We start from the raw sequence: 25,664 nt of genomic DNA, 5'->3' as shown, positions 1-25,664 counted from the left end.
CCCTGATTAGGTTGGCCTCACTGAGTAAATTGATTCCATTCTTAGGAGAACGACAGGATGACGATAAAACTGACGATAATGGCTATGATGATGGGGGCGGTGAGCGTTGCGGCTCATGCAACCACGGTAACGCCAACCCAGACTAAAACACAAGCGAGTTATGAAGACATTGCCGATGCGGCCGTTTGGGTGAGTCCAACCGACGCAAGCAAAGATTTGTTAATCGCTACGCTGGAAGGAGATGGCCTGGCGGTGTTTGATCAAACAGGACGTCTTCTGCTGACCGATGCCTCAACAGACATTCTGGGGGCGGATATTCGCTATGGCCTTAAAGACGGCCAGAGCAGTATGGATATTGTAGCGGTCGGTTTACCAGATGAAGAAGCGTTTGCTTTTTATCGTATTGATCCAACAGCAACACCAATTCTACAACAGGTTGGCCGTATCGATACTTTTATCGCGCCAGAAGCCGTTTGCCTTTACCAAAACGTTACCACGGGCGAAACCACGGTGACCGGTCTTTCTGATCAAGGTGACCTAGTGCAATACAAAGTACGTCATCGTAATGGACAGATAGAAAGTGCGGTTGTAGATAAGAAAGGTCAACCGATTGCGGTTCGCCATACCCAGGTGGGCGGTGAGTTAAGTGCCTGTGTGGCCGATGATGAAACGAGCACGTTATATGTGGCAGAGCAAAATGTCGGTGTTTGGGTGTACGGAGCGGATGCTGAGAATGTAAAAGATCGTCGATTGATGGATGTGGTTGCGCCTTTAGGGCATTTAGAAGAAATCGAGAGCATGGATCTGGTGTATCAAGCAGGCGGTAAAGGCTACTTATTGATCGCCGATGAAGGTGCTGGTTTCTTGGTGTATGACCGAGAAGGTGAGCACGCTTTTAAAGCCAAGTTTGATGTTGCCGGCGTAGAAGAGGCGAAACTCCTTACGGCATCTTCCAATGGTTTGTGGATCGGTAACACCGAAATAGAAGCCCCTGTTTATGAAAAAGTAACCTTGTCTTCACTTGCTAATCAGTTGCGTGGCGTGGCACTCAATGATTTGCAAAGTCACCGCGACTTATCCCTTGAGGGGGTGAAGTTGGTCGCGGCTACTGGTGAGACAGAGGAAGTGAGTGAAGACGGAGACGCGGCGGACGATCCGGCGTTTTGGTTAAACCCAGAAGACGCGTCAAAAAGTTTGATCATAGCGACCAACAAAAAAGGTGGCTTAATGGCGTATGACTTGAAAGGGAAGGAAGTTCAATTTCTAGAAGAGGGTGAGCCTAACAACGTAGACATTCGGACTATCACCGACTGGGATGGCTCACAAGTAGCATTAGCAACGGCGACCAATCGTGATTTGAATACCTTGGCTTTATATAAAATTGTCGGTGGTGACGAGCCAATACAGCCAGCCAAAGCGGTGGGTAACCATGTTCATCAAGAGGCGTCAGAATTTGTTTCTAATGTCGATGAAGTATACGGTTTGTGCATGTACCAAGCGAAAAATGGTCAGGTTTATTCTTTCTTGAACGGCAAAAACGGGGTCATCGAACAATGGCGTTTAACGCCAACAAAGTCGGGTATTAAAGGTGACCTTGTTCGTCGTTTGAAAGTCGACTCTCAGCCGGAAGGGTGTGTGGCAGACGATAGCACAGGCATTTTGTATGTTGGCGAGGAAGACGTGGCTATTTGGACCTTTGAAGCGGATGAAAATGCCAGTACCCAAGCCAGTTTATTTGCCGCAGTTGATGGTAAGCAGCTGGTGGATGACATCGAAGGTCTAACCCTATATCAAAATGGTAAAAACCATTATCTGATTGCTTCCAGCCAAGGTAATAACACCTATGCAGTTTATGACCTAGATAACGACAATCGTTATGTTGCCAGCTTTGCGATTATTGGTGACGACGAAAAAGGCATTGATGGCAGCAGTGATACGGATGGTATACATGCGGTATCGGCTAACTTGGGTGAAGCTTATCCAAATGGCTTATTTATCGCTCAAGATTGGTACAACCTAGACGCGGAATATCACGCAGAAAAACAGAACTTCAAAATAGTCGACTGGCGAAGCATTGAGCAAGTGTTACAACCCTAGTCAGCTCATGATCGACATTAAGTAGAGAGTGTCATGAATAGCATGCCAAGCCATCAAACGATGGCTTGGCATTTTTTTAGTATCATGAACGCCATAAGACAAATGGGTAAGGTGTGAAATAGTAAAATCACTAAGCCAAGATCCAAAAACGAGAAAAAAGGGCTCACCAATAAAGTCCCTATGGTACTGGCGAGCATTTTCATAAACGCGACGGCGCTAAATAAAGTCAAATGCAAACCTTTGGATTCAAACTGAACGATGGACGTTAAACTGACTTCAGCCCCACCTTCACCAATCCCCGCCAAACCTATAAAGACGATAGCCCAACTTAATAGGGACTGCTGAAACGTCAAGACAAAACCACAGGACATGATTAGGCAGGATAAACAGAACACAGTTTCCAATGACATTATAGGTTTGTATTTTAGGTAAAGCCCCGTCTGACTTGCACCAATGAATTTACCAATGCCCCATGTCGACATTAACAGCCCCATCGCGTAGCTAATATTATGTGGCGTAAGATATTGTGATAACACAGGAAAGCCGACTTGTTGGGCTGCACAGGCGAAACTACTGCCCGCCGAAATGGCAAACAACCAGCTTAGAAAAGGTGATTTTAAGGGATGAACAAGCAGTCTAGCGGGTTGGATTTTTTGAGGCTCAGAGACCTTATTATTGTTCGTAATTTGTGGAATGGTAGAGAGTATGACTAGGCTAAGGCCAACTAAGGAATACAATAGGATATTCACAATAAAGACACCTTGGTAACCACCTACGGACACCAACACGCCGATGCTCAAGCCAGCAATGACAGATGCAATGGCGGACAAGGCGGTTAGCCAGGAATTGGTGCTAACGCGCTTCGCTTTTTCAATCCAAAGCGGGACCTGGCTGTTTAATGTGATCATAAAAAGTGCGTTGCAAAATCCTCCTATTAAGGCGATCCAAGGTAATACGCTCACTTGTTGTTGCGCAGGAAGCAGCACCAAGACGAAGAGCAAAGTGAGTCGTACGGTATTTAATAGGCTCAAGGTATGCTTACGTGGTTGCTTTGAAATAAAGCTAACCAGACTTGCTAAGATTCCGCCCATTACACTTGAGGCCATAAATACGCTGAGCGTGAACACGTTTTGGCTGATGAAATAAACATAGCTGGATAATGAAATGAGATTCAACACCCCTGCAAAGTCGGACATCACGCGAGTGAAAATAAGCCATATGGTGGCGCGTTGAATAAAGGAGTGAGTGTGCTGAGCCTGTTCTAGCTTTGTGTTCATTTTTGCCTATCCTTTGGCTAAAAAAATCGTCCTGATTTATCTATATTGCCCTTTGGTTATACGCTGTTTAAGCCTCTCTTATCAAACGGTTCGATCAAAAAAAAGCGCCCTTACGGACGCAAATACTCGGTGGGAGTTTAGTGCCAAGCCAAGCTATACCGCTTGGCTAAGTTCAATGCGTTGCTCTTCGACCGCATGACAGGCAATCAAATGACCTGTTTGGTCTTCGCGCAGTACAGGAACTTCTTGATGGCAACGTTCATTCGCGTACTGGCAACGACCATGGAAAGCACAGCCAGAAGGCGGGTTCAGTGGTGAAGGCAGTTCCCCTTGCAGTTTGATGCGTTGACGACGTTTGTCTGGAGACAATTGCGGCGTACTGGACAGCAGCGCTAAGGTATAAGGATGTTTAGGGTTATTGAACAGGTCTTCTCTTGAGCCTTGTTCTACGACCTTACCCAAATACATCACCATGACGTTGTCGGCAATGTGTTCGACCACTGATAAATCGTGAGAGATAAAGACGTAGCTTAATCCCAGTTCCGTTTGCAGATCCATCATGAGGTTAAGCACTTGCGCCTGTACAGAAACATCCAAGGCAGAAACCGGCTCATCGGCAACAATGATGCTTGGGTCTAACATCAGGCCGCGAGCAATGGCAATACGTTGACGTTGCCCGCCAGAAAACATGTGTGGGTAACGATCATAATGCTCGGTTTTTAGTCCCACTTTGGCCATGATACTCAGAGCTTTGGCTTTGCGTTCGGCTTTAGAAAGCTGGCTATTAATGACTAACGGCTCTTCTAAAATGCTGCCAATTTTTTTGCGCGGGTTTAGGGAACCGTAAGGGTTCTGGAAGATAATCTGAATCTTCTGTCGTAACGTCGCTTGTGCCGATTTACTGAGACTAAGCAGGTCTTGTCCCATATGTTCAAGGCGGCCTGAAGTCGGTGTTTCTATCATGGTGAGCATACGACCTAGAGTCGATTTACCACAACCTGATTCACCGACTATGGCTAGTGTCTTTCCTTTTTCCAGCTGAAAACTGATGCCATCCACGGCTTTTACCACTGCATCAGGCTTGAAGACTCCTTGTTTCACATGATAATGCTGCTTCAGTTCTTGAGCGTCGAGAATTAAATGGTTACTACTCATGCAGCAGGTCTCCCTTCTGTATCTAACGGCGTATGGCATTTCACCTGACGATGAAGGTCGCCTTGGTTATCCGGTTCTACTTGACGACATTGCTCTGTGGCATAAGGACAGCGCGGGCTTAATAAACAGCCCAGCGGTCTATCGTATTGTCCAGGCACCACCCCAGGTAAGGCATCCAGTCGAGACTTACCGGCCGCTGACTCAGGTAAAGACGCCAGTAATGCTTGTGTGTAAGGGTGTTTTGGTGTCGAGAAGACTTCTGCCGCGGGACCCGATTCGACGATTTGACCGGCGTACATCACAATCACGCGATCTGCTACTTCAGCAACCAGTGCCAAATCATGGGTAATTAAGACCAAGCCCATTTTTTGTTTACGCTGCAGCTCAATCAACAAGTCGATGATTTGAGCTTGAATGGTCACGTCTAATGCGGTGGTGGGCTCATCGGCAATCAATAACCTAGGGTTACAAGCAATCGCAATGGCGATCATCACCCGCTGGCTCATCCCGCCAGATAGCTGGTGGGGATAATTGTCTAAACGGGACTCAGGAGCAGGAATCCCCACTTGTGTCAGCAGCTCAATGGCTCGTATCTTAAGCTCTTTTTTGCTGCCACCTTGGTGGGTCTTTAAGGCTTCAATGATTTGATAACCCACGGTAAAGCATGGGTTTAAGCTGGTCATTGGGTCTTGGAAAATCATTGCAATGTCTGAGCCGGTGAGCTTACGACGTTGCTTTTCCGGCATGGCCTGTAGATCTTGTCCATTAAAAGACAGGCGTTCTGCGCTGACTTTTCCTGGGTAATCGATTAGTCCCATGATGGAAAGAGAGCTAACACTTTTTCCGGAACCGGACTCGCCTACTATGCCGAGCACTTCGCCTTCTTCAACTTGATAACTGATGTTATCAACGGCTTGGAACGGGCCAAATTTGACGCTTAAATTGTTGAGTTCTAATAATGACATTTGGCCTCTCCTATTGCTTTAACTTAGGGTCAAGGGCGTCACGCAAGCCGTCGCCCATTAAGTTAAACGCCAGAACGGTAATGAGGATCATCAAACCAGGGAAGGTTACGACCCACCAAGCACGCTGTACGAATTGCAGTGCATCGGACAGCATTGAGCCCCACTCTGGTGTGGGCGGTTGAGCGCCTAATCCTAGGAAACCCAAGGCCGCCATATCGAGAATGGCAGTGGAGAAACCCAATGTCGCTTGAACGATAAGGGGAGCCAAACAGTTTGGCAGAATACAAATAAACATCAGTCGAAGTGGTCCAGCCCCGATAACGCGTGAGGAAGTGACATAGTCTTTTGACATTTCTGCCATGGTAGCCGCTCGCGTTAAACGAACGTAATGCGGCAACGAGACAATGGAGATGGCTAATGCCGCATTGACGATGCTTGGCCCTAAGATAGCCACAATCGCAATCGCCAGTAGCAAGCTTGGCATTGCCAACATGATATCGACAATGCGCATGATCATGGTGTCGATCATGCCTTTGAAGTAGCCAGCAATCAGTCCGAGCAATATCCCCATGATGAGTGATGCGGTCACAGCAACGATGCCTACTGAGATAGACAAACGAGAGCCGTGAATTAAGCGAGACAGAATATCTCGGCCCACATCATCTGTTCCCAAAACGAAGGACCAGTTACCACCTTGTAACCATGCTGGCGGTAAAAGGAGAGCATCACGATATTGTTGTGATGGTGAATGTGGTGCGACAAAATCGGCAAAAATAGCCATAAAACAAATCAGCACAATAAAGCTCAGGCCTGCTACAGCACCCTTATTGGTACTGAAATAATGCCAAAACTCTTGTAGTGGTGTTTTCGGTATTGGCGCAGTAACGGTTTGAGAAGACATAAATCGGCGCCCTTTTATTTACTGTGTCTAATACGTGGATTAACAATGCCATAGGCAATGTCGACTAATAAATTCACGGTGATGATGATACAGGCCACAATTAAGATGCCACCTTGCACCACGGGGTAATCTCGACGTCCGATGGACTCAATTAACCATTTTCCTATGCCAGGCCAAGCAAACACGGTTTCAGTGAGGATTGCTCCGGACAACAAAATGCCAACTTGCAGACCAATCACGGTAATCACAGGGATCAGCGCATTACGTAAGGCGTGAATAATGATGACGCGCCAAGGAGCAATGCCTTTGGCCCGCGCGGTACGAATGTAGTCTTCACTGAGCACTTCCAACATGGAAGAGCGTGTCATACGGGCGATCACCGCCATTGGAATGGTTCCCAAAACAATACTGGGCAGAATTAAATGGGCGACGGCAGAACGGAATGCTCCAACTTCATCGGAAAGTAACGCATCGATGAGCATAAATCCGGTCACATCATCAATCCAATAAACCACATCGATTCGTCCTGACACTGGAGTCCAGCCTAACGTCACGGAGAAGACGAGCATCAGCAGCAAAGCCCACCAGAAAATAGGCATAGAATAACCGGTTAGGGAAAAGGTCATAACAGAGTGATCTAACACGGTGCCTCGTTTAACCGCGGCAAAGATACCGGCAGGTAAACCGACTAAAATTGCGAAAACGGCAGCACAAAACGCCAATTCAATGGTGGCTGGAAAGAGGGTTAGAAACTCTTTCATTACCGGCTCTTTGGTGATTAAGGAGTTGCCTAAGTCCCCTTGTAAAACACCACCAACATAGCGGAAATATTGGACATATAGAGGCTGATCAAAACCTAGCTGAGCGCTTAACTCGGCATGGCGCTCTGCACTTACGCCGCGTTCTCCTGCCATGACTTCAATAGGGTCACCAGGAATGAGGCGGATCAGCGTGAAAGTCAGTAAGGTGATGCCGATAAAGGTTGGCACGACCAGACTCAAACGACGAAAAATAAACTGGAACATAATAGGACGGGCTCTCTCGGGGTACGAATTGATCGAGGACTCACTCGCTCAACAGAATGCCTACTTGCTGATTTTCCCTCATCAACAAGTAGGCATTGTTTGTCCGAATTAGGACAATTTATTTGCTTACGTTATAGAAGTAATGACCACCTAGAGGGTCGATTTTATACCCTTTAACGTCTTTGCTGATTGGCTCATAGACAACAGAGTGTGCCACAGTAATCCAAGGCGCTTCGCGCTTGAAGACCACTTGAGCTTGCTCGTAATCCTTAGTACGTTCAGCTTTGTCAGAGGTTTGCTTCGCCGCTAGCAATAGGTCGTTGAACTCTTCGTTACACCATTGCGCACGGTTTGAGCCACCAACGCCATCACAACCTAGTAAAACGTATAGGAAGTTATCTGGGTCACCGTTGTCACCAGTCCAACCTAGTAATACGGTTTCGTGCTCACCTTTCTTAGAACGGTTTAGGTATTCACCCCATTCGTAAGAAACGATTTCTGCTTTAACACCGACTTTAGACCAATCTTCTTGAATAATCTCTGCCATACGACGAGCATTTGGGTTGTAAGGACGTTGTACCGGCATAGCCCAGATGTTGGTTGAGAAACCGTCAGGATAGCCAGCTTCAGCCAATAGCTTTTTCGCTTTCACTGGATCGTATGGGTAATCCACTATGTTGTTATTGTAAGACCACATAGTGGGTGGAATTGGGTTTTTCGCCGCTTTACCTGCGCCTTGGAAAACCGCATCTATGATAGCGCTCTTATCTGTGGCCAAGTTCAACGCCTGACGAACTTTTACGTTATCAAATGGTTTCTTCTGAGTGTTGAACGCAAGATAACCGACGTTTAGACCTTCTTGACTCATTAGATTGATGTTTGGATCCTGATCCATTTGCTCAAGATCTGCAGGATTTGGGTACGGCATCACATCACATTCACCGGCTTTTAATTTCGCGTAGCGAACAGAAGCATCAGGCGTGATAGAGAAGACTAAGCGATCCACTTTGGCTTTGCCTTTCCAGTAATCTTTAAAGGCTGTGTAGCGAATCAAAGAGTCTTTTTGGTACTGAACTTTCTGGAATGGACCCGTTGCGACAGGGTTGATATCAAGTTGCTCAGGCGTGCCTTTTTCCATTAGGTAATCAGCTTGTTCTTTCGAGAAGATAGACGCAAAGTCCATTGCTAAGTTGGCAATGAAAGGCGCTTCTGGCTGATTTAGAACAAATTTCACCGTGTAGTCATCTACTTTCACGATGTCTTTGATTAGGTCACCCATACCCATACCATTGAAGTATTCGTATGAACCACCGGAAACAGTGTGATAAGGGTTGTTTTTGTTCCACTGACGGTCAAATGTGAAGATGACATCGTCTGCATTAAAGTCACGTGTTGGTTTGAACGATTTAGAAGAATGGAACTTCACACCCTTACGCAAATGGAAAGTGTACTCAAGGCCATCGGCAGAAACATCGTAGCTGGTCGCTAAGCCTGGTTCAGTTTCAGTTGTGCCAAGTTTGAATTCCATCAAACGGTTGAACATGTTTTTAGATGTTGCATCAAACGTCGTACCAGACGTGTAAAAAGCTGGGTTAAAGCCTTCAGGACTGCCTTCAGAGCAGTAAACCAAAGTAGTAGCCGCATGAGCTGTAGTACTAATGGCACCGGCGGTCATCAGCGCGAGCGTTAGTTTTGCTAGCCCTTTTTTCATTTGAACTCTCCATTAACATAATTATATTCGTGCTCAGCACGTGGGAAGTCGAATTAAGGTATTCGTTACTTTTGTGATCAGGTGGGAAAGAGCCTTCTTATTGATAAAACAAGCCCCATTCAAACTCCAAGTTTAAATGGGGCTGTTCTGCCTCATCCTTGAGCCCCCTTTAGCCATATGACAAGTCCGATGAGCAGACTGTCAAAACAGCGTCATTGAAGAGTACTGAAGCAATCAGCAATGACCAATCGAAATAACGATATGACCTATACGTCTAATGAATAGAGATTTTCGATAACGAAGGTAAAGGCTTGTTATATCTGGCCTGAAGCGCGAAAGGTAAAAACCTAAATGAGGCAAAAAAGTGTAAATTCATTTTCTTGGTTTCGAAAAAGTGACGAGCTCAGAGGAAAAAAGGTGTGTAAAGCGATAGGGGGAAACGGGCTTTGCCAGAGAGGTATCACCTCTCTGGTTTAGAAAGCATTAGGATGTTTGTTCGAGTGCTTTAATTAAAACTGACGTGTCTTGGCGGCCATGACCTGCGTTGATCAGTTGCTGATATTTTTCATCAACTTCTTGTGTCAGGGGTAAATTCAGTCCCATTTTTTCAGCTTGCGCTAAACAAAGACCAAGGTCCTTATGCATCCACTCAATGGCAAAACCAAAATCAAATTCATCCTTGGCCATGGTCTCTCCGCGATTTTCTAATTGCCAAGAGCCCGCCGCACCATGTTTGAGGGTATCGACTAAGGTTGGGATGTCCAAGCCTGCTTGCTGGGCAAAGCGAATGCCTTCAGAAAGTCCTGATAAAACACCCGCTATGAGAATTTGATTGACCATCTTAGCCACTTGGCCTTGACCCACATCGCCCATTAGGCTGGTGGCTTTGGCATAGCAGTCTAAAACGGGCTTCGCTGTTTCGAGATGAGCAGATTCGCCTCCGATCATCACGGTTAATACTCCATTCTCGGCGCCGGCTTGACCACCAGATACTGGTGCGTCCATAAAGTCATAGCCTTTTTCATTGGCCGCTTGATGCAGTTGTTTAGCAACCTCCGCTGACGCGGTCGTGTGATCGATGAATAAGGTGCCAGGTTTGGCTAATTGAAAAGCACCATTTAGACCTAAGTAAACGTCTTTGAGATCCTTGTCATTGCCAACACAGGTCAGCACAATGTCAGCATCTTTTGCCGCTTCCGCAGGCGTTTCTGCATAGGATCCGGCAAAGCGATCACACCATAATTGCGCTTTTTCGACTGAGCGGTTGTAAACCACAACAGAATGACCTGCTTTACTTAAATGTCCGGCCATTGGGAATCCCATGGTACCAAGTCCGATAAAGCTAACCTTCATATTATGCGTCCTTTTTCTCTCAAATGTGCCTTGTATCATACGTTGATCATTTTAAAAATTGAGGTACAAAATGCATTAAATTCTGACATACAGTTGGTTTTTCTGGGGGAAATCGGTTTATTGGAAGTGAAGGATTGGTACTCATTACCTTGTGGATAACTTTGTGAACGAAATGCAAGCATGGCCGATTATTTCATCTGAATCGAAAAAACGCCGGGTAATCGTGCATATTTTGTACAATTTTTAACTTTTCATAACAATCATTATTAGGACTGTGTTTTTGTCAAGATCTAAGCCCCCATTAATTTCTGCCAATTTTTAGGTGCACTCGAAAGAAAAAAGCGAGGGAGCGTTTACCTGATGTCTCTAAATCATCAAGCAAACGCTATAATTTCTTATAAAAACAATAACTTAATATCAAATGTCGTCTTTTATCAGTTCGAAAATGGCGTTGGCAAGTTGCTCATTCCCTTGAGTATCTAAGTGGACACCATCGATATCGCTGGGTTGTAACACACCTGCGGAGTTTAAGAAGCGACATTGATTCTGTGAGGTAATATCTTGGTAATGTTGATGAAAGTATTGGGATTTTTCAGTGGCGCCGCTAAAGCTTTCAGACATTGCACCTTTTGGGGATAAAATATTTGGTGGAGCAATGATCAACAGGCTTGGGCTCGGGAATCCATGATCACTTGGCATTCTTGACTTTGCGATCAACTTTTCCACGCCTTTTGCGGCTTCGTAAGCACCGACATTGAAGTGACGCTTTAGATCATTGGTGCCCAGCATGATGATAAGAAGGTCAACAGGCCCGAAGGTTTCCAGTGCGGCTTGCAGATAGGCTAAGCCATTTCGTCCTTCTAAAAAAGGATCGTTCCATATAGTGGTTCGCCCAGGTAACCCAAAATTAATGACTTGGTGTTGTGAGCCAAGTAAATTATTCAGTATGGAAGGCCATCGCAGATGTTTAGGGTAGCGACCGCCGTTTGGAACGCTGCCCCAAGTGAGAGAATCGCCATAACAGAGTATGGTTGCCATAATACGCTCCTTGCTCTTATTCTTAGTAGATTAAAGTGTAGCCAACCACCGTGGGTTAGGAAACGATACTGATCAATAAATGGACAATTTCCTTTTTGTCGGGTGCGCTTGGATTAACAATAAAACCAATAATGCTTTTGAGGCGGACATGACCAGCACAATTATTGATACGGAAGCCCAACTTAACTCGGCTTTCACTCGTTTGAAATCATTGACTCGAACCAAGCCTTATCCTTCTGAAGAGGCGAGACGACAGTTATTGTTGAACCTGAAAACAACCCTATTAGAGTTTGAGACACCATTGTTGGACGCATTACAGCAAGACTTCGGCTGTCGCGCCCATGCCGAATCACGTTTGATTGAGTTGGTGCCGTTGTTTGGGGAAATCAAACATGCCTTGAAGCACCTGCACAAATGGATGAAGCCGAGTCGACGATCTTTGCATATGACCAGTTGGCCAGCCACTGGCAAGGTGTTTTATCAACCTAAAGGGTTAGTGGGTGTGATCGCGCCTTGGAATTACCCTGTTTTGCTGTCTTTGGGGCCCATCGTTGGTGCCATCGCGGCAGGTAACCGAGTGATGTTGAAGGTGTCGGAGTTTTGTCCGGCGACCAACAAAGTATTACGCCAAATTTTACAAACCGCTTGCGGTGATGAATGGGCCGAAGTGGTAGAAGGTGAAGCGGATATCGCCAATCAATTTAGTCAATTGGCATTTGATCATTTGCTGTTTACCGGCTCAACCAATGTTGGCCGCATTGTGATGAAAAATGCCGCTCAGCACCTTACCCCCGTCACTTTGGAATTGGGCGGTAAGTCACCTCTCTTGATAACACCATCTGCTGATTTGGCGGATACCGCGAAAAAGTTGGTGTTTGCTAAGTTAGTGAATGCAGGACAAACCTGCGTCGCACCGGATTACGTGTTGTGCCATGAGTCACAAAAAGCGGAGCTAATTGAACACCTTAAAAAGGTATTAGCAGATCAATATCCGCAAGGCATTGCCAGCCCAGATTACACCAGCATTATTAATGACCGACAGCTCACACGGTTGCAAGGCTACCTAGAAGAAGCACAAGCGTCTGGCGTCCAATGCGACAACCTTCTTCCACAAGGGCCTTCTACCTTAGAAGGAAAGCTGGCGTTGCATGTTTTGCATGAGGCTAAAGAAGAACTCGCGGTGATGCAGGATGAAATTTTTGGGCCGATATTACCGATACTCACTTACCAGACCATAGACGAAGGCTTTCAATACATACAGCAACGCCCTCGTCCTTTGGCAATGTATTTATTTACACGGTATAAAGAAGACGAACAGCGGTGTGAGCAAAGCATTGCGAGTGGCGGCTTGGTGATCAATCACGCTTTGATTCACGTGGCTCAATCTGACCTGCCTTTTGGTGGAGTGGGTGATTCAGGCATGGGGGCCTATCATGCCGAAGAAGGCTTCCGAACCTTTTCACATAATAAAGCGGTTTTGCGTAAGTCAGGTGTGAATTTGGTCACTCTTATTGCCCCGCCTTATAATCGATGGGTGCATCGTATTTTGGCGAAATTTTGGCCGCATTTGTGATGCCGAACTGGCTTTAAAAAAGCCCTATGAATCTAAGATAGAACACATAGGGCTTAGGGAAGGTGCGAATAAGTCTACTAAACCTCAGTCTAAGCAGCTTATTGATGGTTGCTATTTTAATGCATTGAGGCGTATTGCAATGGCATCAATTTCTTGGCTCATACGACTGAGTTGACTGGAGTCGGTGGCATTGCTACCAGTTAATTCCTGCAGCCTTGCGACAAACATGCTTAATTCCTGTGAGACTTTTTGTTGCTCACTGGCTGCCACGGAGATTTGTGTGGCTTGGTCCGTAATTTGTGAGAAAGCATTCACTACTTGTTGTAAGTGTGTGGCGGTGGATTCGGCGGTCGCAACGGCTCTTTCCGTTTCACTGTGCCCAAGTTCCATGGAGCTTACCGACTCTTTTGATGTCACCTGTAAACGGCCTAACACTTGCTCAATTTCCACGGCAGAGCTTTCACTTTTTGCTGCGAGATTACGTACTTCATCGGCGACAACAGCGAAGCCGCGACCCGTTTCACCAGCGCGAGCTGCTTCAATGGCCGCGTTAAGTGCCAACAAATTGGTTTGCTCGGCTATGTCTCGAATGACGCCTAACATGCCATTTGCCTGACGGCTGTCTTCATCCAGTTTCAATATACTGTTTTGAGCATTGGTCATGGCGTTCATTAGACTTCGCATGGTGGTAATCACGGTATTCATTTCTTCGCCACTGCTACGTACATCTTGGTGAATGCGTTCAACGGTTTCTTTTGTCTCATTGGCATACATCGCCACATCGTGAGAGGTTGCCCCTAGCTCTTCTGTGGCCGCGGCTAAGGTGGTATTTTCATCACTTAAACTATTGGCTTTAGCAAGGAAGTTGTTACTAAAGTCGTTTAGGCTTCCGGCATCTTTCACCAAGTTAGCCGATTCAATGTGGATTTGTGCCAAGAGTTGTTTGAGCTTATCACCATAAGCATTTACGGCCTGGCGTAGCTCACCCAGCTCATTGAGTTTGCCAACAGAGAGTGCTTGATTGCTGCCACCATCGGCGAGTTCTTGAATTTGTGCTTTGGTCTGATCGATTTGACTTAATAAGCGTCTAAAGAAGGTAATGGCAATGAGACTGACGACAATTAATAACGCACCAATGACCAGCATTAAGAAGAGCCCCATGCTTTGGGCAATTTCAGTCATACGAGCTTTGGGTACGACGAGGCCTATAGTCCAGCCTGTTTCGGGGTGACGAACGAGGTCGACATAGGCCGCTCCGCCGAGTATGCCGTCGTGACTTAAAGAGATGACGGTTTCTTTGTCTGTTACGTTAATTAATGCGGGTTTGAGCCAAGGGAGTTGCTCTGCTAATTCTTGGCGAGTCAACATGCTGCCATCAGATTTAACCAAATCAGCTTGTCCTTTTGGAAAGCTCAATACTTGCCCGGTATGGTCAATGGCAAAAACGTATCCTTGGTTTTCTTTGCCATATTGTTCCAGTGTTTGTGTGACACCATCGAGCATCATGTCAACGGTGGTGACCCCGGTAAACTGATTACGCTCTTTCATTGGAATGGTACAGGTGACCATTGGAATTTGTGTGACGGGGTCAATGTAAGCTTCAGACCAAGCACACAGATCCACCGCTGCGGTTTTCCCCACGGTATACCAACCTTCATTATGATAGCCGGACCCTGTTGGGTCGTTGTAGTCATCCAGATAAGTCATATTGGCACCATCGCGGCCCCAGAAAAAACTGCGACGTTCTACACCCTTCGCAAACGCTGAGGGTTCTGGCCAAATCCCACCTCCGGCTATGCTTTTATCATTATGATTGTTAATAATGCTGGGAAAAATCTTCTTAAATAAGCTTTCTTCCTTTGGGAGCTGGGCACCGGCTAAAGCTAAGGTACTGGTCAGCAGTTGTATTTTTTCTAACTTAGCATCGAGCAAATCACTTAGGGCTTTTTGGTTAACCGAAATTTGCCGTTGGCGTTCTGCGGTAAGATCAGGTTTGACCTTCATTTCAATGACGAGATAAATACTAGCGAGGGCAAGCAGTAATATCGTGATAAGACCGATATTAATTTGCTGACGAATTTTGATAGGGGATTTCATAGTGACCTCAATCTTCTTACGACAACGAGTGGGGGAATGTGAACCTATCTGGCTTGCTTTTAAAGCAAAGAGCGACATACCCAAATGATGAACCTGACACAATATAATGGGTCGTTGTGTCAGTATTTACCCTGCAACCATAGTGCCAATTCGAAGAAGAGGCGGATGATGATTTAATAGAATTTAAATTGAGCACACGTTAGCATGTGGCAAATTTTGTTGGGAGTAATGCAATGTTTCAACTGGTTTTGCTGAGTCAGAAACAGCAAGTCGATGTCGCAAATTTGTCACTGAGTGCTGAATTAATGGGATTGCCTAAAGAAATCCCGATACAGGTAGAACAGACCTGTTTAGTAGGGGGAAAACAAGCCGGTTCTCGGGTAATTCAACTGACGGTTGGTGACACGGTTGTACGAGTTGTGCCGACTCGTGGCATGGCGATTTTAGAGGCTACTCGTAACGGCGTTCGTTTTGGTTGGGATTCCCCCGTGAAGGAAGTCGTGCATCCGAGTTTTATTAATCAGGAAGCGTCTGGTGGTCTTGGCTGGCTAGATGGGTTTAATGAAATGCTGGTACGTTGTGGTTATCAATGGGCAGGGCACCCAGGTCAAGATGGCGATGAATTTCTAACCTTGCATGGACGTATTCAAAACACCCCCGCTGATGAGGTGATTCTAGAAGTAGAGCAAACGCCCCCTTATCGGGTGACACTGCGTGGTCGAGTCGATGAAAAGCGTTTTAAATTTACCAATTTTGAATTGCATACCGAGCTGTCATTGACGCCCGATCGAGCTTATCTTGATGTCAAAGATCGTTTGGTAAATAAGGGAAGTTACCCTCGTGAGTACCAAGCGATTTATCATAATAATTTTGCCCACCCCATTTTAGAAGAAGGCGCACGTTTGCATGTGCCAGTGGCTGAGCTCTCGCCTTTTAATGAGTATGCGGCAAGTGGCTTGCAAGACTGGTCAGAAATGCCTGCGCCGACGGCAGACTTTGATGAAATGGTGTTTAATATCCGCCCTCTAAGTGACTCGGATGGCTTGTCGTATGCTTTGATGCACAATGCTCAAGGGAACCAAGCGATTGAAGTGTGTTATGCAACCGACACCTTGCCGGTATTAACGATCTGGAAAAATACCGATACGTTCGAACAGGGTTATGTAGTGGGGATTGAACCGGGAACCAGTTTTGCCTATAACCGTGCTTACCAGCGACCACTTGGTTTAGTGCCGACCATCGAGGCCGGAGAGTCAAAACAATTTAGTGTTCGTTTTGGTCTATTCACAAATGAACAAGAAGTCGCTGAGAGCCGAACACGCATTGAGGAACTACAAGCTCAAACTTCTCCTCAAATCTCGTCTAAGCCGGTTGTGGCGCTGGATTAGATTGCTCTTTTAGGAAGCGGGTCCAGTCCCCCGCTTCCATGTAGGGCGCATTACCAAATGATTGATTATAAATGTATATCCAGCCTTTACCGTAAGGGGTGAAAATCCGCTTACGAGTATGAGTAGACTGTTTTAATGCGCTTTCATCAAAGCCCTGTAATTGGTCCAATTCGGCCAATAATTCATCGCTTACTTGATACCATTCCACGCGGATACGCCCACTTTCGTCTAGGGTCGGGGCAATGGCAGGGAAGTCCCCAAGATTGTGCATACGAAAGCCGGTGAGCCAACCCAAACCAATGCGTTTACAGTCGGCAATTAGGCCATGATCCGACAAGCCTTCGCGAAGCGTTCCATATACGGCAACTATGTGTGTAGACATGGTTGAATTCCATCTTTAGCTGTAAAAGCGCACAAAATGGCCTTATTACAGGTGAAATTCAAGCCACAGGAAACAGCTTTGCTGAAAAATTACCTTGCTATGACGCATCCTTGAAAAGGGGGCAGAAAACCTTGCAGTGAGATACAAAAGATAACTTAAGCATGGGTCTTTTCGTGTTCAAGTAACCATTTTTTCCGTTCTAAACCACCCGCATACCCCACCAAACTGCCGTCCTTTCCAATGACTCTATGGCAAGGAATGACAATGGCTATGCGATTCATACCATTGGCCCTAGCGACGGCTCGCACAGCTTTGGGGTTATCCAGCTTGATCGCTTGTTCTTGGTAACTGGCGGTTTGACCATATGGGATAGTCTGCAGGACTTGCCAAACTTGGTTTTGAAAATCGGTGCCGGGGCTATGCAAAGGCACAGTAAAGTGTTGGCGTTGGCCAGCAAAATATTCGTCGAGTTCCGCTTTTAATTGGATGATGTGCTGATTTTCACCATTGATGATGGTGGTTTTTAGACGCCGCTGTAAGTCTTCAAATTCCGTTTCTAACATACGGCGATCAACGAACTCCAGAAGGCAAATACCTTGGTCGGTAGCGCACACGAACATAGGACCAATAGGGGTGGTAAGTCGGTCAATTAAAATCACAGATTGCTCCCGGTTTAGTGTGGGGGAATGACCCAATAGTTTTTTATAGGTGTAACCAAAGCCGCTTAAGGAATCATAACCTGAATCCAACGCGGCATGGGTCGCCGTCTTGCCACTTTTTAGTTCGTGGTAAGCGAAGTTGATACGATACATGCGTTGAAAAGCTTGGAACGTCATGCCGTAATGTTGATTAAACCAGCGGCGGACAAAAATCGGTCGAATACCTGCTTCTCGTAATTGTTGATCGGTAATCTTGGCTTTCGTACAGTCTCTTACTAGATTCATCGCCGCTTCGACTTCTGGCGGTGCTTGTTGACTGTTTTCTGTTGGTCGGCAGACTTTACAAGGGCGAAAGCCCGCGTCCATGGCGTCTTTAAAGTGAGTGTAAAAGTTCACATTTTCACGTTTAGGCTTGCGAGCACGACAGGTGGAAATGCAAAAAATAGACGTGGTTTTTACGCCAACGAAGAAGCAACCCACATAATTTGAGTCTCGCTCTATCAGAGCTTGGTAATATTCATCAGCTTGTTGGCGGTCAGTGATCAGCATGCTCGAGTGTCTCTTTGTCTCAATATGAGGAACAGAGTAGCGTTAATGTCAGAATGGGAACAACCGAAAATTGAACAAGTATTTTTATTAGGATTAATCCTTTACAACACTATATGATAAGTGCCCTTTTGTAGTGCTCTTAAGGATGCAGCATGGACTACAGTGTATTTACGATTAGTTTGTTAATTGGAACTGGATTTATAGCGGGTATTATTAATACCTTAGCTGGTGGTGGTTCTAACCTAACTTTGCCAGCTCTAATGGTAATGGGTATGCCGGCGGACATTGCCAATGCCACCAACCGTGTGGGTGTTTTTTTACAGAATGTCTCGGCTACCTTGGGCTTTCGCAAAGCTAAGAAACTGGATAATGCTGATATTCTACCAGTCATGATTCCCTCATTATTAGGTGGTGTGGTCGGTGCTTTTGCGGCCAGTTATGCGCCCGAAGTGTGGCTAAAACCTTTATTACTCAGTGCCATGATTGGCATGACTTTACTCATGATTATTCGACCTGCTTTGGTTGCACCACCAGAAGGCACAGTGCCGTTTAAAGTGTCACAAAAGCCAAGTGCTTGGGTCGCTTTATTTGTTGCTGGTGTGTATGGCGGCTTTGTACAAGCGGGTGTGGGTTTTATTCTAATTGCAGCTCTGGCGGGGACATTACGTTATGACCTTGTGCGCACAAATGCCTTAAAAATGGTGTGTACTCTGGGGTTTACGGCGTTGGCTTTGGGAGTTTTCATTTGGAATGATCAGATTCTATGGCTACCTGGTTTGATCTTAGCGTCAGGCACTATGTTGGGCTCTCACCTTGCCGTGAAGTTTGCTTTGAAGGCCAATCCCAATCATCTGAAATGGTTTTTATTTGTGATGACAGTTTGTGGCAGTGTCGCCGCCTTAATGAGTTAATAAAAACGGCACCCCTTAAAAAATAAAACAATGTTTCTTTTGTGTTTCTTTCTGCTAGTCTTAATCTCTGGCAAGGGCTATTTATGCCTTTGTCAGCGCTGAATAATAACAATAAGACGGCAAGGCTTGAGGGCTTTGCGTAGCTGGAGAAAATCATGAATAGAAACTTTTTAGTCGCATCGTGTCTCGCGATGGGCTTAATCGCCGGATGTTCAACCCTAGATGTAGGCTCTACTAAACACAATATCAGTCAGCAAGCTATGCCAGCTGAATATGGTTGGGCTGGCGCAGAAGGTCCTTTATTGGGTGGTTCACAGGCCAGTGAACAGCACTTTTATACTGTCACCAATCGCAAAGAGTTTGTTGCGGCGTTAGCTGAATCAGGCGATTCGCCTAGCATTATTCAGATCCGTGGCACCATTAATCTTTCCTCTGATGATTCTGGGCGAGAGCTCACCGAAAAAGACTATCGTGTCGCACCCTACCGATTTGAGCAGTATAAAGCGGCTTATGCTCCGAGTATTTGGAACATCAAGCCGTTGGTTAAAGGCCGTCCAAACCGTAAATTGTCAGGCTCTCAAGAAGAGGCCAGACAAGCATCTGCAGACCGACAAAAAGCGCAGGTCGTAGTAAAGGTTCCCTCTAATACCAGTTTGATTGGTCTGGGAGACGATGCAAAAATAGTTAAAGGCATGCTTCACCTCGATGTGGGTGTAGAGAATGTCATCATTCGTAATATTCATTTTGAAGATGCCTTTGATTACTTTCCTGGATGGGATCCAGGCGACAGCTTTAAAATCGACAGCAGTTACCCAGGTTGTCAGGCAGAGTATGTGAATGCCAATATTGGACCACAAAAATGCCGTGGTGGTCGTTGGAATGCAGAATACGATTTGATCTCTATTAGTGGCGCTAAGCGCATCTGGATTGATCATTGCACCTTCTCTGACGGCGATCGACCTGACGCCTTGTTCCCCCCTTTTTACCCTTTCCCGCAAAATGAAATCACTCAAAAAGTACAGCATCACGATGGTTTGATCGACATTACCAATCAGGCAGATTTGGTAACCATATCAAACAGTTATTTCCATGATCATGATAAAGCCATGCTCATAGGAAACAGTGATAAAAAGACAGAAGATAATGGTTATTTACGAGTGACACTACATGGTAACTACTTTGAAAATGTAGGTCAGCGGATGCCAAGGGTGCGTTACGGACAAGTCCACAGCTATAACAATTACTTTGTGGGAGACGCCTCTGGTGATGGTCAAGGTGGCAATAATTATGAGCGTCATTTGAACTCATTAACGGCGAAGCCTAAACACAATATATTGCGTCAAGCATTGGGTGCGGGGAAACATTCTGCGATTTTTTCAGAAGCAAACGTATTCGAAATTGCGAATGGCACGCCAGCGAATGCGATTGGTCATATGAAAGGTGACGTGGCATTTGATCGAGGTTCTATGTTCAACGGTCAGATGTTGGACATTATTGAAGAGGCGAATCGAGTTAGTGGTAAGTTCTTATCGAAAGACGTGGGTTGGCAGCCAAACTTGTATGGCCCTGCTCCGGTTTTACCTGCCAGTGAGGTCATTGAGTATGTAACAGCCAACGCTGGAGCGGGTAAGTTGTAGGATGCTTAAATAAAAAAACATAACCGTCGAGATAATACTGTCGGCGGTTATGTCTTTTTGAGATTGTCAGAATGACGTTATGGACTTTTATGCCAATACTTGAGTTGCTTGACGTCGTCGATTTAAGAAGACTGTCATCATTAGCCCTAAGATGGCGGTGGCAGCACCGGCAATGGAAACCGCAGGTAAACCGAGTCCCGCACTGATCACCGCACCGCCAAGAGCCGCGCCGATTGCATTACCCAGATTGAATGCGCCAATGTTCATAGCGGAGGCCAAATTAGGTGCTTCGCTGGCTTCCTGTACAACAAGGGATTGTAATGGCGGCACCACTGCAAAGCTGCCGACACCCCAGAAAAAGATCAGCGGAGCGGTAATCCAAGCCGATGTCATGGCGATGGAGAAAAACAGTAACAAGACAGTGACGCTTACCAGAGACACAATTAAGGTACCGTACAGAGATTTATCAGCAAAGCGTCCCCCCAACACATTCCCTACTGCTAACCCTACACCGTAGAGCACTAACATCGCGGTAACAAAGGTGGTTGATGCTAATGTTTCTTGCTGCAAAATCGGCACAATGTAAGTGAACACGGTAAACATCGAGCTGGCGCCAACCACAGTGAGCAATAATGCCGCGAGCACTGGGCCGCGAGTTAATACACTCAACTCATGACGTATGTTTGCTTTCTCCGTGTTGGCCAGTGGCGGTAAGCTGAACCTGAGAGCAAGCATGGTGATCACACCAATAATGGCGATTCCAAAAAAGGCGATGCGCCAACCGATAGTGCTACCAATGTAACTGGCCAAAGGCACACCGCCAATGGTGGCAAGGGTCAGGCCTGAAAACATAGCAGCTACCGCCCCTGCCCGTTTATTGGCTGGTACTATGCTGGTGGCAACCACAGCACCAACCCCAAAGAAGGCGCCATGATTGAATGACGTAATGATACGACCGATCAATAAGGTTGCGTAACTGTCTGCAAGTGCGCTGATTAAGTTACCCAAGGTAAATATTGCCATGGATAACAGGAGTAAACGTCTGCGCGGCATGTTGGCAAAAGCCAAGGTCATGATAGGCGCGCCGACCAATACACCAAAAGCATAAGCACTGATTAAAATGCCTGCGGTTGGAATGGAGACGCCTAGGTCATTTGCAATGGTTGGCAGCATTCCCATGGGCGAAAACTCGGTCACACCTATGCCAAATGCACCAATGGCTAACGCCAATAGAGGTAAGTTAATTTTCATCTTAATTCCCGTTGATTTATGATTGTGGGGAATATAACTAGAGATGCTTCCTTTGAATAGATAGGGTTTGTGTCAATCTCTTTTGCATTGGATTCACAAATGAAACAGTTGAAAGTCGATAAAACCACTGAAATGGAAACCTTTCTAAAGGTGGCAACCACTGGCAGTTTGAGTGCTGCTGGTAAACAAATGGGATTAACCCCTTCTGCGGTGAGTCGCATGATGACGCGACTGGAAACACGTCTTGGTGTACGACTTATTGTAAGAACGACGCGTCATTTGCATTTGACCAGTGAGGGGGAAGCTTATGCCTTGGCAGCACGGCGCATTCTAAATGACCTTGAAGAGACAGAGTCGGCCATTGCCAATCGAGCACGTCCGAGCGGTTTACTTAAAATAAGTACCGCTGCCGCGCACAGTCGATTAACTATGGTTCCCTTATATCAGGAATTTTTAGCGCGCTATCCAGACATTAAGCTAGAAATCGAAGTCAGTGATCTGATCAGTGACGTAGAAGGGGGACACATCGATGTTGCGATTCGCTTTGGTCAGTTGCCCGATAGCAATTTGAGTGCCCGCCGTTTAGGGCAAACGGGGCGAACCATAGTGGCCACACCGAACTATTTGGCAAAGGCTGGCATACCGAAAACCCCAGCCGACCTTGAACAGCATAATTGTTTAGACTTTAGTTTTAATCGCCTAGAACCTGGTTGGCCAATGTGTGATCAGGGACGACATTATATTTTGCCCATTTCTGGAAACATGATCGCCAACAATGGTGACACCTTAGTGGAACTTGCAATGCAGGATATTGGCATCACACGAGTGGGTAACTTTCACATTGAAAATGCCATTAGATCAGGCGAATTAATCCCCTTATTAGAAGATTATAACCCTCAAGACAAGGAAGTGATTCATGCGGTTTTCATTGGCGGACAACACATGCCGGAGCGTGTGCGAGTCTTTATTGATTATCTGGTAGAGAAACTATCATCACATTGACGGTGAGCTATCCCTTCGTCTAGAGAGAAAAGGAAGTACGCTATGCAAGAAAAGGAACATTTAGGACGTTGTCATTGTGGAAGCGTAGAATTCAAAATCATTACCGATGCCCCAGAGTTGACGACCTGTGATTGTTCTATTTGTATTCGGAGAAATGCACTCATGGTAAAAGTCCATGAAAGCAAATTCCAACTCATCAAAGGCTAAGATAGCCTGATTGAATATCAATTTCATACTAAAACAGCGCGGCATTTCTTCTGCAAAACTTGCGGAATTTACCCTTTTCACTGTAAACGCGTATCACCCGACTACTTTGGTATCAATGCTTATTGTTTGGCGGGTTTCGAGATTGAAGGCATACCAGTAAGAGCAACCATAGGTGCGGGGATGGCGTAAGAGTGAGCCGGATCTTTTTTACCTTATCTATAAAGTGCTACTATAGTGATACATTTATATTTATAGGCTGTTTATTTTATGAAAACAGAATTAGTGACAACCTTAAAAAGGCAGGCTACTAAGGTTCTAGCGGATTTGCATCAATCAAAAGAGCCTGTATTGATTACAGAGCATGGTCAGCCATCAGCTTATCTTCTTGATGTGTCAGATTATGAATTCATGCTTGAACGTATGGGAATATTAGAAGGGATTGCTCGTGGAGAAGCTGCGATACAGGATGATCGAACACTCTCTCATGATGATGCTAAGGAGAAAATGTCTAAATGGCTCAAGTAATATGGACGGAGCCAGCTCTTGAGAACCTAAATGAACTAGCCGAATACATTGCATTATCGAATCCTAAGGCGGCACGAGCACTTGTAAAAAACATTTTCGCTGCTGTTGAAAGGCTTGATACGTTTCCCCTATCTGGTCGTATTCCTGAAGAAATAAAAGAATTTGCCTATCGTGAATTGATTGTTAATCCTTGTCGTATTTTTTATAAAATTCAAAAGGAAGACGTTTATATTTTGTATGTGCTTCGTCAGGAAAGAGAGGTACGGCGATACATAGTCGAATCAAATAAAAAAACCATATGAAAATAAGACATTTCAAAACCTCCGATGCAAAAGCCATCGCGGATCTTTTTCATGATTCAGTGCATGCAATCAGCTTAGACATCTATTCACAAGAGCAGTTAGCAGCATGGTCGCCCTCACCGCCAGATTACCCTATGTGGGAAGCGCGGCTAGAAAGAACCAGACCTTTTGTGGCAACCATAGATGATGTTGCTATCGGCTTTATCGAGCTTGAATTAGATGGTCATATCGATTGCCTATACGTACATCCTAACTACCAAGGTCAAGGTGTCGCCAAGGCACTTTTTCATTATGCAAGAAACACCGCAATAGAAAATGGCTGTCAAACTATGTCTGTGGAAGCGAGTAAAATCGCTAAGTCCTTCTTCCTAAAAAGGGGCTTTGAAATCCAAGCAGAAAATAGTGTGATCAGGAACCACCAAGAATTAATCAATTATTCAATGGTCGCCTCCTTGTCGTGTTAATCGCCCGCTTTTAAACCTCCCCCGCATTCAGCAGCATACCTTGAGTACTGGTGTCGAACAGTAAGACTCGATTTAGATCCACGGACAAGGAAATGTGCTCTTGGCGTTTGACGTGAGAGCGTAGGTCGAGTCGGGCTTTGGCGTCTTCACCGCCGAGTTTAAAGAGGATTTCTTTGTCGAAGCCGAGGTTTTCAACAAGGTTTACTTCTATATTGTTGAATTCAAATAGATTATCGCTTGGTGATGATAAGGTACTGTCTTCAAAAAAGTCAGGACGAATGCCGACTAGGACACTGTCATGCGCTCTGAGTGAGTGCATGTCGACATTGGCGATTTTTGTCGCAGGCAGTCGATAATTGTCGAATACCAGCTCTTCGCCTTCAATCTTGGCCTCGATCAGATTCATTGCTGGAGAACCAATAAAGGTCGCAACAAAGGTGTTGGTGGGTTGCAGATAAATGTCCATCGGCGTGCCGACTTGTTCAACAATCCCGTCACGCATCACCACCACCCGATCGCCTAGGGTCATGGCTTCGATCTGGTCATGGGTCACGTAAATCGCGGTCATGTTGTATTGATGCTGAATACGCGCGATCTCAGTACGCATATGGTGACGCAGTTTGGCATCTAGGTTAGAAAGCGGTTCGTCAAACAGGTAAACGTCAGCATCACGAGCCAGCGCGCGTCCCATAGCGACCCGTTGGCGCTGACCGCCGGACAAGTCAGCAGGTTTGCGATCCAAATACTCATTGAGTTTGAGCATTTCTGACACATCCGCCAGTTTGTTCTTGATGGTGTCTGCATCGGCACCGGATTTTTTCAGGCCAAAGACGATGTTTTCCCGAACGGACATATGCGGATATAAAGCATAGTTTTGAAACACCATGGCAATGTTGCGTTTATGGGGCGGTAAATCGTTAATTGTCTTATTGCCAATCTGAATGTCCCCTTGGGTAATGTCTTCTAATCCAGCGACCATGCGTAAGGTAGTGCTTTTTCCGCAGCCACTAGGGCCAACCAAGACCACAAACTCACCGTCTTTTACGTCCAAATTGAGGTTTTTCACTATCGGTAAATTACCGTAGGATTTGTTGACGTTTCTTAAAATCACAGAACTCATTTTGTACTCCTCAAAACGACTGCGCTCGATGATACTGCGTCAAAAGCTCGCTCAAAATGCTCATTTATAACTATA

The 25,664-nt window shown here is 45.8% G+C and carries 23 protein-coding genes; 10 read left to right on the top strand and 13 right to left on the bottom strand.

Features of this window, described 5'->3' with window-relative positions; all coding sequences use genetic code 11:
- Positions 1 to 57: 57 nt before the first annotated feature.
- Positions 58 to 2,097, top strand: a complete 2,040-nt coding sequence (locus DFP76_RS02280) for a phytase (protein ID WP_113873055.1) — start codon at positions 58 to 60, stop codon at positions 2,095 to 2,097.
- A gap of 53 nt (positions 2,098 to 2,150) precedes the next feature.
- On the opposite strand, the gene DFP76_RS02275 is transcribed toward DFP76_RS02280, so the two are convergent.
- The 8 genes from DFP76_RS02275 to DFP76_RS02240 form a co-directional block, all read right to left on the bottom strand.
- On the bottom strand, positions 2,151 to 3,374 hold the full coding sequence (locus DFP76_RS02275; RefSeq protein WP_113873054.1) for an MFS transporter: 1,224 nt from the start codon (positions 3,372 to 3,374) through the stop codon (positions 2,151 to 2,153).
- A gap of 153 nt (positions 3,375 to 3,527) precedes the next feature.
- The gene (locus tag DFP76_RS02270; protein WP_113873053.1) at positions 3,528 to 4,529 is read right to left on the bottom strand and encodes a peptide ABC transporter ATP-binding protein; all 1,002 of its coding nucleotides are present in this window, start codon (positions 4,527 to 4,529) and stop codon (positions 3,528 to 3,530) included.
- Positions 4,526 to 5,494 (bottom strand): dipeptide ABC transporter ATP-binding protein, encoded by a 969-nt coding sequence (gene dppD / locus DFP76_RS02265; RefSeq protein WP_113873052.1) that lies wholly within the window; start codon positions 5,492 to 5,494, stop codon positions 4,526 to 4,528. Before dppD ends, DFP76_RS02270 begins: the two co-directional genes overlap by 4 nt.
- Before the next feature lie 10 nt (positions 5,495 to 5,504).
- Positions 5,505 to 6,395, bottom strand: a complete 891-nt coding sequence (gene dppC / locus DFP76_RS02260; RefSeq protein ID WP_113873051.1) for a dipeptide ABC transporter permease DppC — start codon at positions 6,393 to 6,395, stop codon at positions 5,505 to 5,507.
- A gap of 14 nt (positions 6,396 to 6,409) precedes the next feature.
- Positions 6,410 to 7,420 carry an ABC transporter permease subunit gene (locus tag DFP76_RS02255; RefSeq protein WP_113873050.1) on the bottom strand — a complete coding sequence of 337 codons (1,011 nt, stop codon included), beginning with the start codon at positions 7,418 to 7,420 and terminating at the stop codon, positions 6,410 to 6,412.
- 118 nt (positions 7,421 to 7,538) lie between these two features.
- Positions 7,539 to 9,131 carry an ABC transporter substrate-binding protein gene (locus tag DFP76_RS02250; RefSeq protein ID WP_113873049.1) on the bottom strand — a complete coding sequence of 531 codons (1,593 nt, stop codon included), beginning with the start codon at positions 9,129 to 9,131 and terminating at the stop codon, positions 7,539 to 7,541.
- A gap of 483 nt (positions 9,132 to 9,614) precedes the next feature.
- Complete coding sequence (locus tag DFP76_RS02245) at positions 9,615 to 10,523, bottom strand: NAD(P)-dependent oxidoreductase (RefSeq protein ID WP_113873048.1); 909 nt, start codon at positions 10,521 to 10,523, stop codon at positions 9,615 to 9,617.
- A 378-nt stretch (positions 10,524 to 10,901) separates the two neighbouring features.
- A complete protein-coding gene (locus tag DFP76_RS02240; protein ID WP_113873047.1) occupies positions 10,902 to 11,522 on the bottom strand; it encodes an SGNH/GDSL hydrolase family protein in 621 nt (206 codons plus the stop codon).
- A gap of 148 nt (positions 11,523 to 11,670) precedes the next feature.
- On the opposite strand from DFP76_RS02240, the gene DFP76_RS02235 reads away from it, so the two are divergent.
- Positions 11,671 to 13,095: a coniferyl aldehyde dehydrogenase gene (locus tag DFP76_RS02235; RefSeq protein ID WP_113873257.1), complete on the top strand. Its 1,425-nt coding sequence runs from the start codon at positions 11,671 to 11,673 to the stop codon at positions 13,093 to 13,095.
- Positions 13,096 to 13,206: 111 nt separating this feature from the next.
- Here the strand turns inward: DFP76_RS02235 and DFP76_RS02230 are convergent, their stop codons facing one another.
- A complete protein-coding gene (locus DFP76_RS02230) occupies positions 13,207 to 15,192 on the bottom strand; it encodes a methyl-accepting chemotaxis protein (protein ID WP_113873046.1) in 1,986 nt (661 codons plus the stop codon).
- A gap of 233 nt (positions 15,193 to 15,425) precedes the next feature.
- Here DFP76_RS02230 and DFP76_RS02225 point away from each other — a divergent pair, with 233 nt between their 5' ends.
- A complete protein-coding gene (locus tag DFP76_RS02225) occupies positions 15,426 to 16,580 on the top strand; it encodes an aldose 1-epimerase family protein (RefSeq protein ID WP_113873045.1) in 1,155 nt (384 codons plus the stop codon).
- Here the strand turns inward: DFP76_RS02225 and DFP76_RS02220 are convergent.
- Together DFP76_RS02220 and DFP76_RS02215 are read right to left on the bottom strand one after the other, a co-directional pair.
- Positions 16,555 to 16,962 carry a gamma-glutamylcyclotransferase family protein gene (locus DFP76_RS02220; RefSeq protein WP_113873044.1) on the bottom strand — a complete coding sequence of 136 codons (408 nt, stop codon included), beginning with the start codon at positions 16,960 to 16,962 and terminating at the stop codon, positions 16,555 to 16,557. The two genes, DFP76_RS02225 and DFP76_RS02220, sit on opposite strands and share 26 nt — an antisense overlap.
- Positions 16,963 to 17,117: 155 nt before the next feature.
- On the bottom strand, positions 17,118 to 18,170 hold the full coding sequence (locus DFP76_RS02215) for a bifunctional transcriptional activator/DNA repair enzyme AdaA (RefSeq protein WP_113873043.1): 1,053 nt from the start codon (positions 18,168 to 18,170) through the stop codon (positions 17,118 to 17,120).
- Positions 18,171 to 18,322: 152 nt separating this feature from the next.
- On the opposite strand from DFP76_RS02215, the gene DFP76_RS02210 reads away from it, so the two are divergent.
- Both DFP76_RS02210 and DFP76_RS02205 read left to right on the top strand, forming a co-directional pair.
- Complete coding sequence (locus tag DFP76_RS02210) at positions 18,323 to 19,081, top strand: sulfite exporter TauE/SafE family protein (RefSeq protein ID WP_113873042.1); 759 nt, start codon at positions 18,323 to 18,325, stop codon at positions 19,079 to 19,081.
- A gap of 155 nt (positions 19,082 to 19,236) precedes the next feature.
- Positions 19,237 to 20,718, top strand: a complete 1,482-nt coding sequence (locus DFP76_RS02205) for a pectate lyase family protein (RefSeq protein WP_113873041.1) — start codon at positions 19,237 to 19,239, stop codon at positions 20,716 to 20,718.
- Between the two features lie 87 nt (positions 20,719 to 20,805).
- Here the strand turns inward: DFP76_RS02205 and DFP76_RS02200 are convergent, their stop codons facing one another.
- Positions 20,806 to 21,969 (bottom strand): MFS transporter, encoded by a 1,164-nt coding sequence (locus DFP76_RS02200; protein ID WP_113873040.1) that lies wholly within the window; start codon positions 21,967 to 21,969, stop codon positions 20,806 to 20,808.
- Between the two features lie 99 nt (positions 21,970 to 22,068).
- Here DFP76_RS02200 and DFP76_RS02195 point away from each other — a divergent pair, with 99 nt between their 5' ends.
- The 5 genes from DFP76_RS02195 to DFP76_RS02175 all read left to right on the top strand — a co-directional run bounded on the left by DFP76_RS02195 (position 22,069) and on the right by DFP76_RS02175 (position 24,469).
- The gene (locus tag DFP76_RS02195) at positions 22,069 to 22,971 is read left to right on the top strand and encodes a LysR family transcriptional regulator (RefSeq protein ID WP_113873039.1); all 903 of its coding nucleotides are present in this window, start codon (positions 22,069 to 22,071) and stop codon (positions 22,969 to 22,971) included.
- Positions 22,972 to 23,013: 42 nt separating this feature from the next.
- A complete protein-coding gene (locus tag DFP76_RS18230) occupies positions 23,014 to 23,178 on the top strand; it encodes a GFA family protein (protein WP_245931846.1) in 165 nt (54 codons plus the stop codon).
- A 267-nt stretch (positions 23,179 to 23,445) separates the two neighbouring features.
- On the top strand, positions 23,446 to 23,703 hold the full coding sequence (locus DFP76_RS02185) for a type II toxin-antitoxin system Phd/YefM family antitoxin (protein ID WP_113873038.1): 258 nt from the start codon (positions 23,446 to 23,448) through the stop codon (positions 23,701 to 23,703).
- The gene (locus tag DFP76_RS02180) at positions 23,691 to 24,005 is read left to right on the top strand and encodes a type II toxin-antitoxin system RelE/ParE family toxin (RefSeq protein ID WP_113873037.1); all 315 of its coding nucleotides are present in this window, start codon (positions 23,691 to 23,693) and stop codon (positions 24,003 to 24,005) included. The genes DFP76_RS02185 and DFP76_RS02180 overlap by 13 nt, the downstream gene beginning before the upstream one ends.
- Complete coding sequence (locus tag DFP76_RS02175; protein WP_113873036.1) at positions 24,002 to 24,469, top strand: GNAT family N-acetyltransferase; 468 nt, start codon at positions 24,002 to 24,004, stop codon at positions 24,467 to 24,469. Before DFP76_RS02180 ends, DFP76_RS02175 begins: the two co-directional genes overlap by 4 nt.
- A 10-nt stretch (positions 24,470 to 24,479) precedes the next feature.
- Here the strand turns inward: DFP76_RS02175 and DFP76_RS02170 are convergent, their stop codons facing one another.
- Positions 24,480 to 25,589, bottom strand: a complete 1,110-nt coding sequence (locus DFP76_RS02170) for an ABC transporter ATP-binding protein (RefSeq protein WP_113873035.1) — start codon at positions 25,587 to 25,589, stop codon at positions 24,480 to 24,482.
- Between the last annotated feature and the right edge of the window lie 75 nt (positions 25,590 to 25,664).

It is taken from the genome of Marinomonas aquiplantarum, from assembly GCF_003314975.1.
GTDB lineage: Bacteria > Pseudomonadota > Gammaproteobacteria > Pseudomonadales > Marinomonadaceae > Marinomonas > Marinomonas aquiplantarum.
Note: the sequence above shows the minus strand (reverse complement) of the source record. Positions and strands in the feature narration are given on the sequence as shown.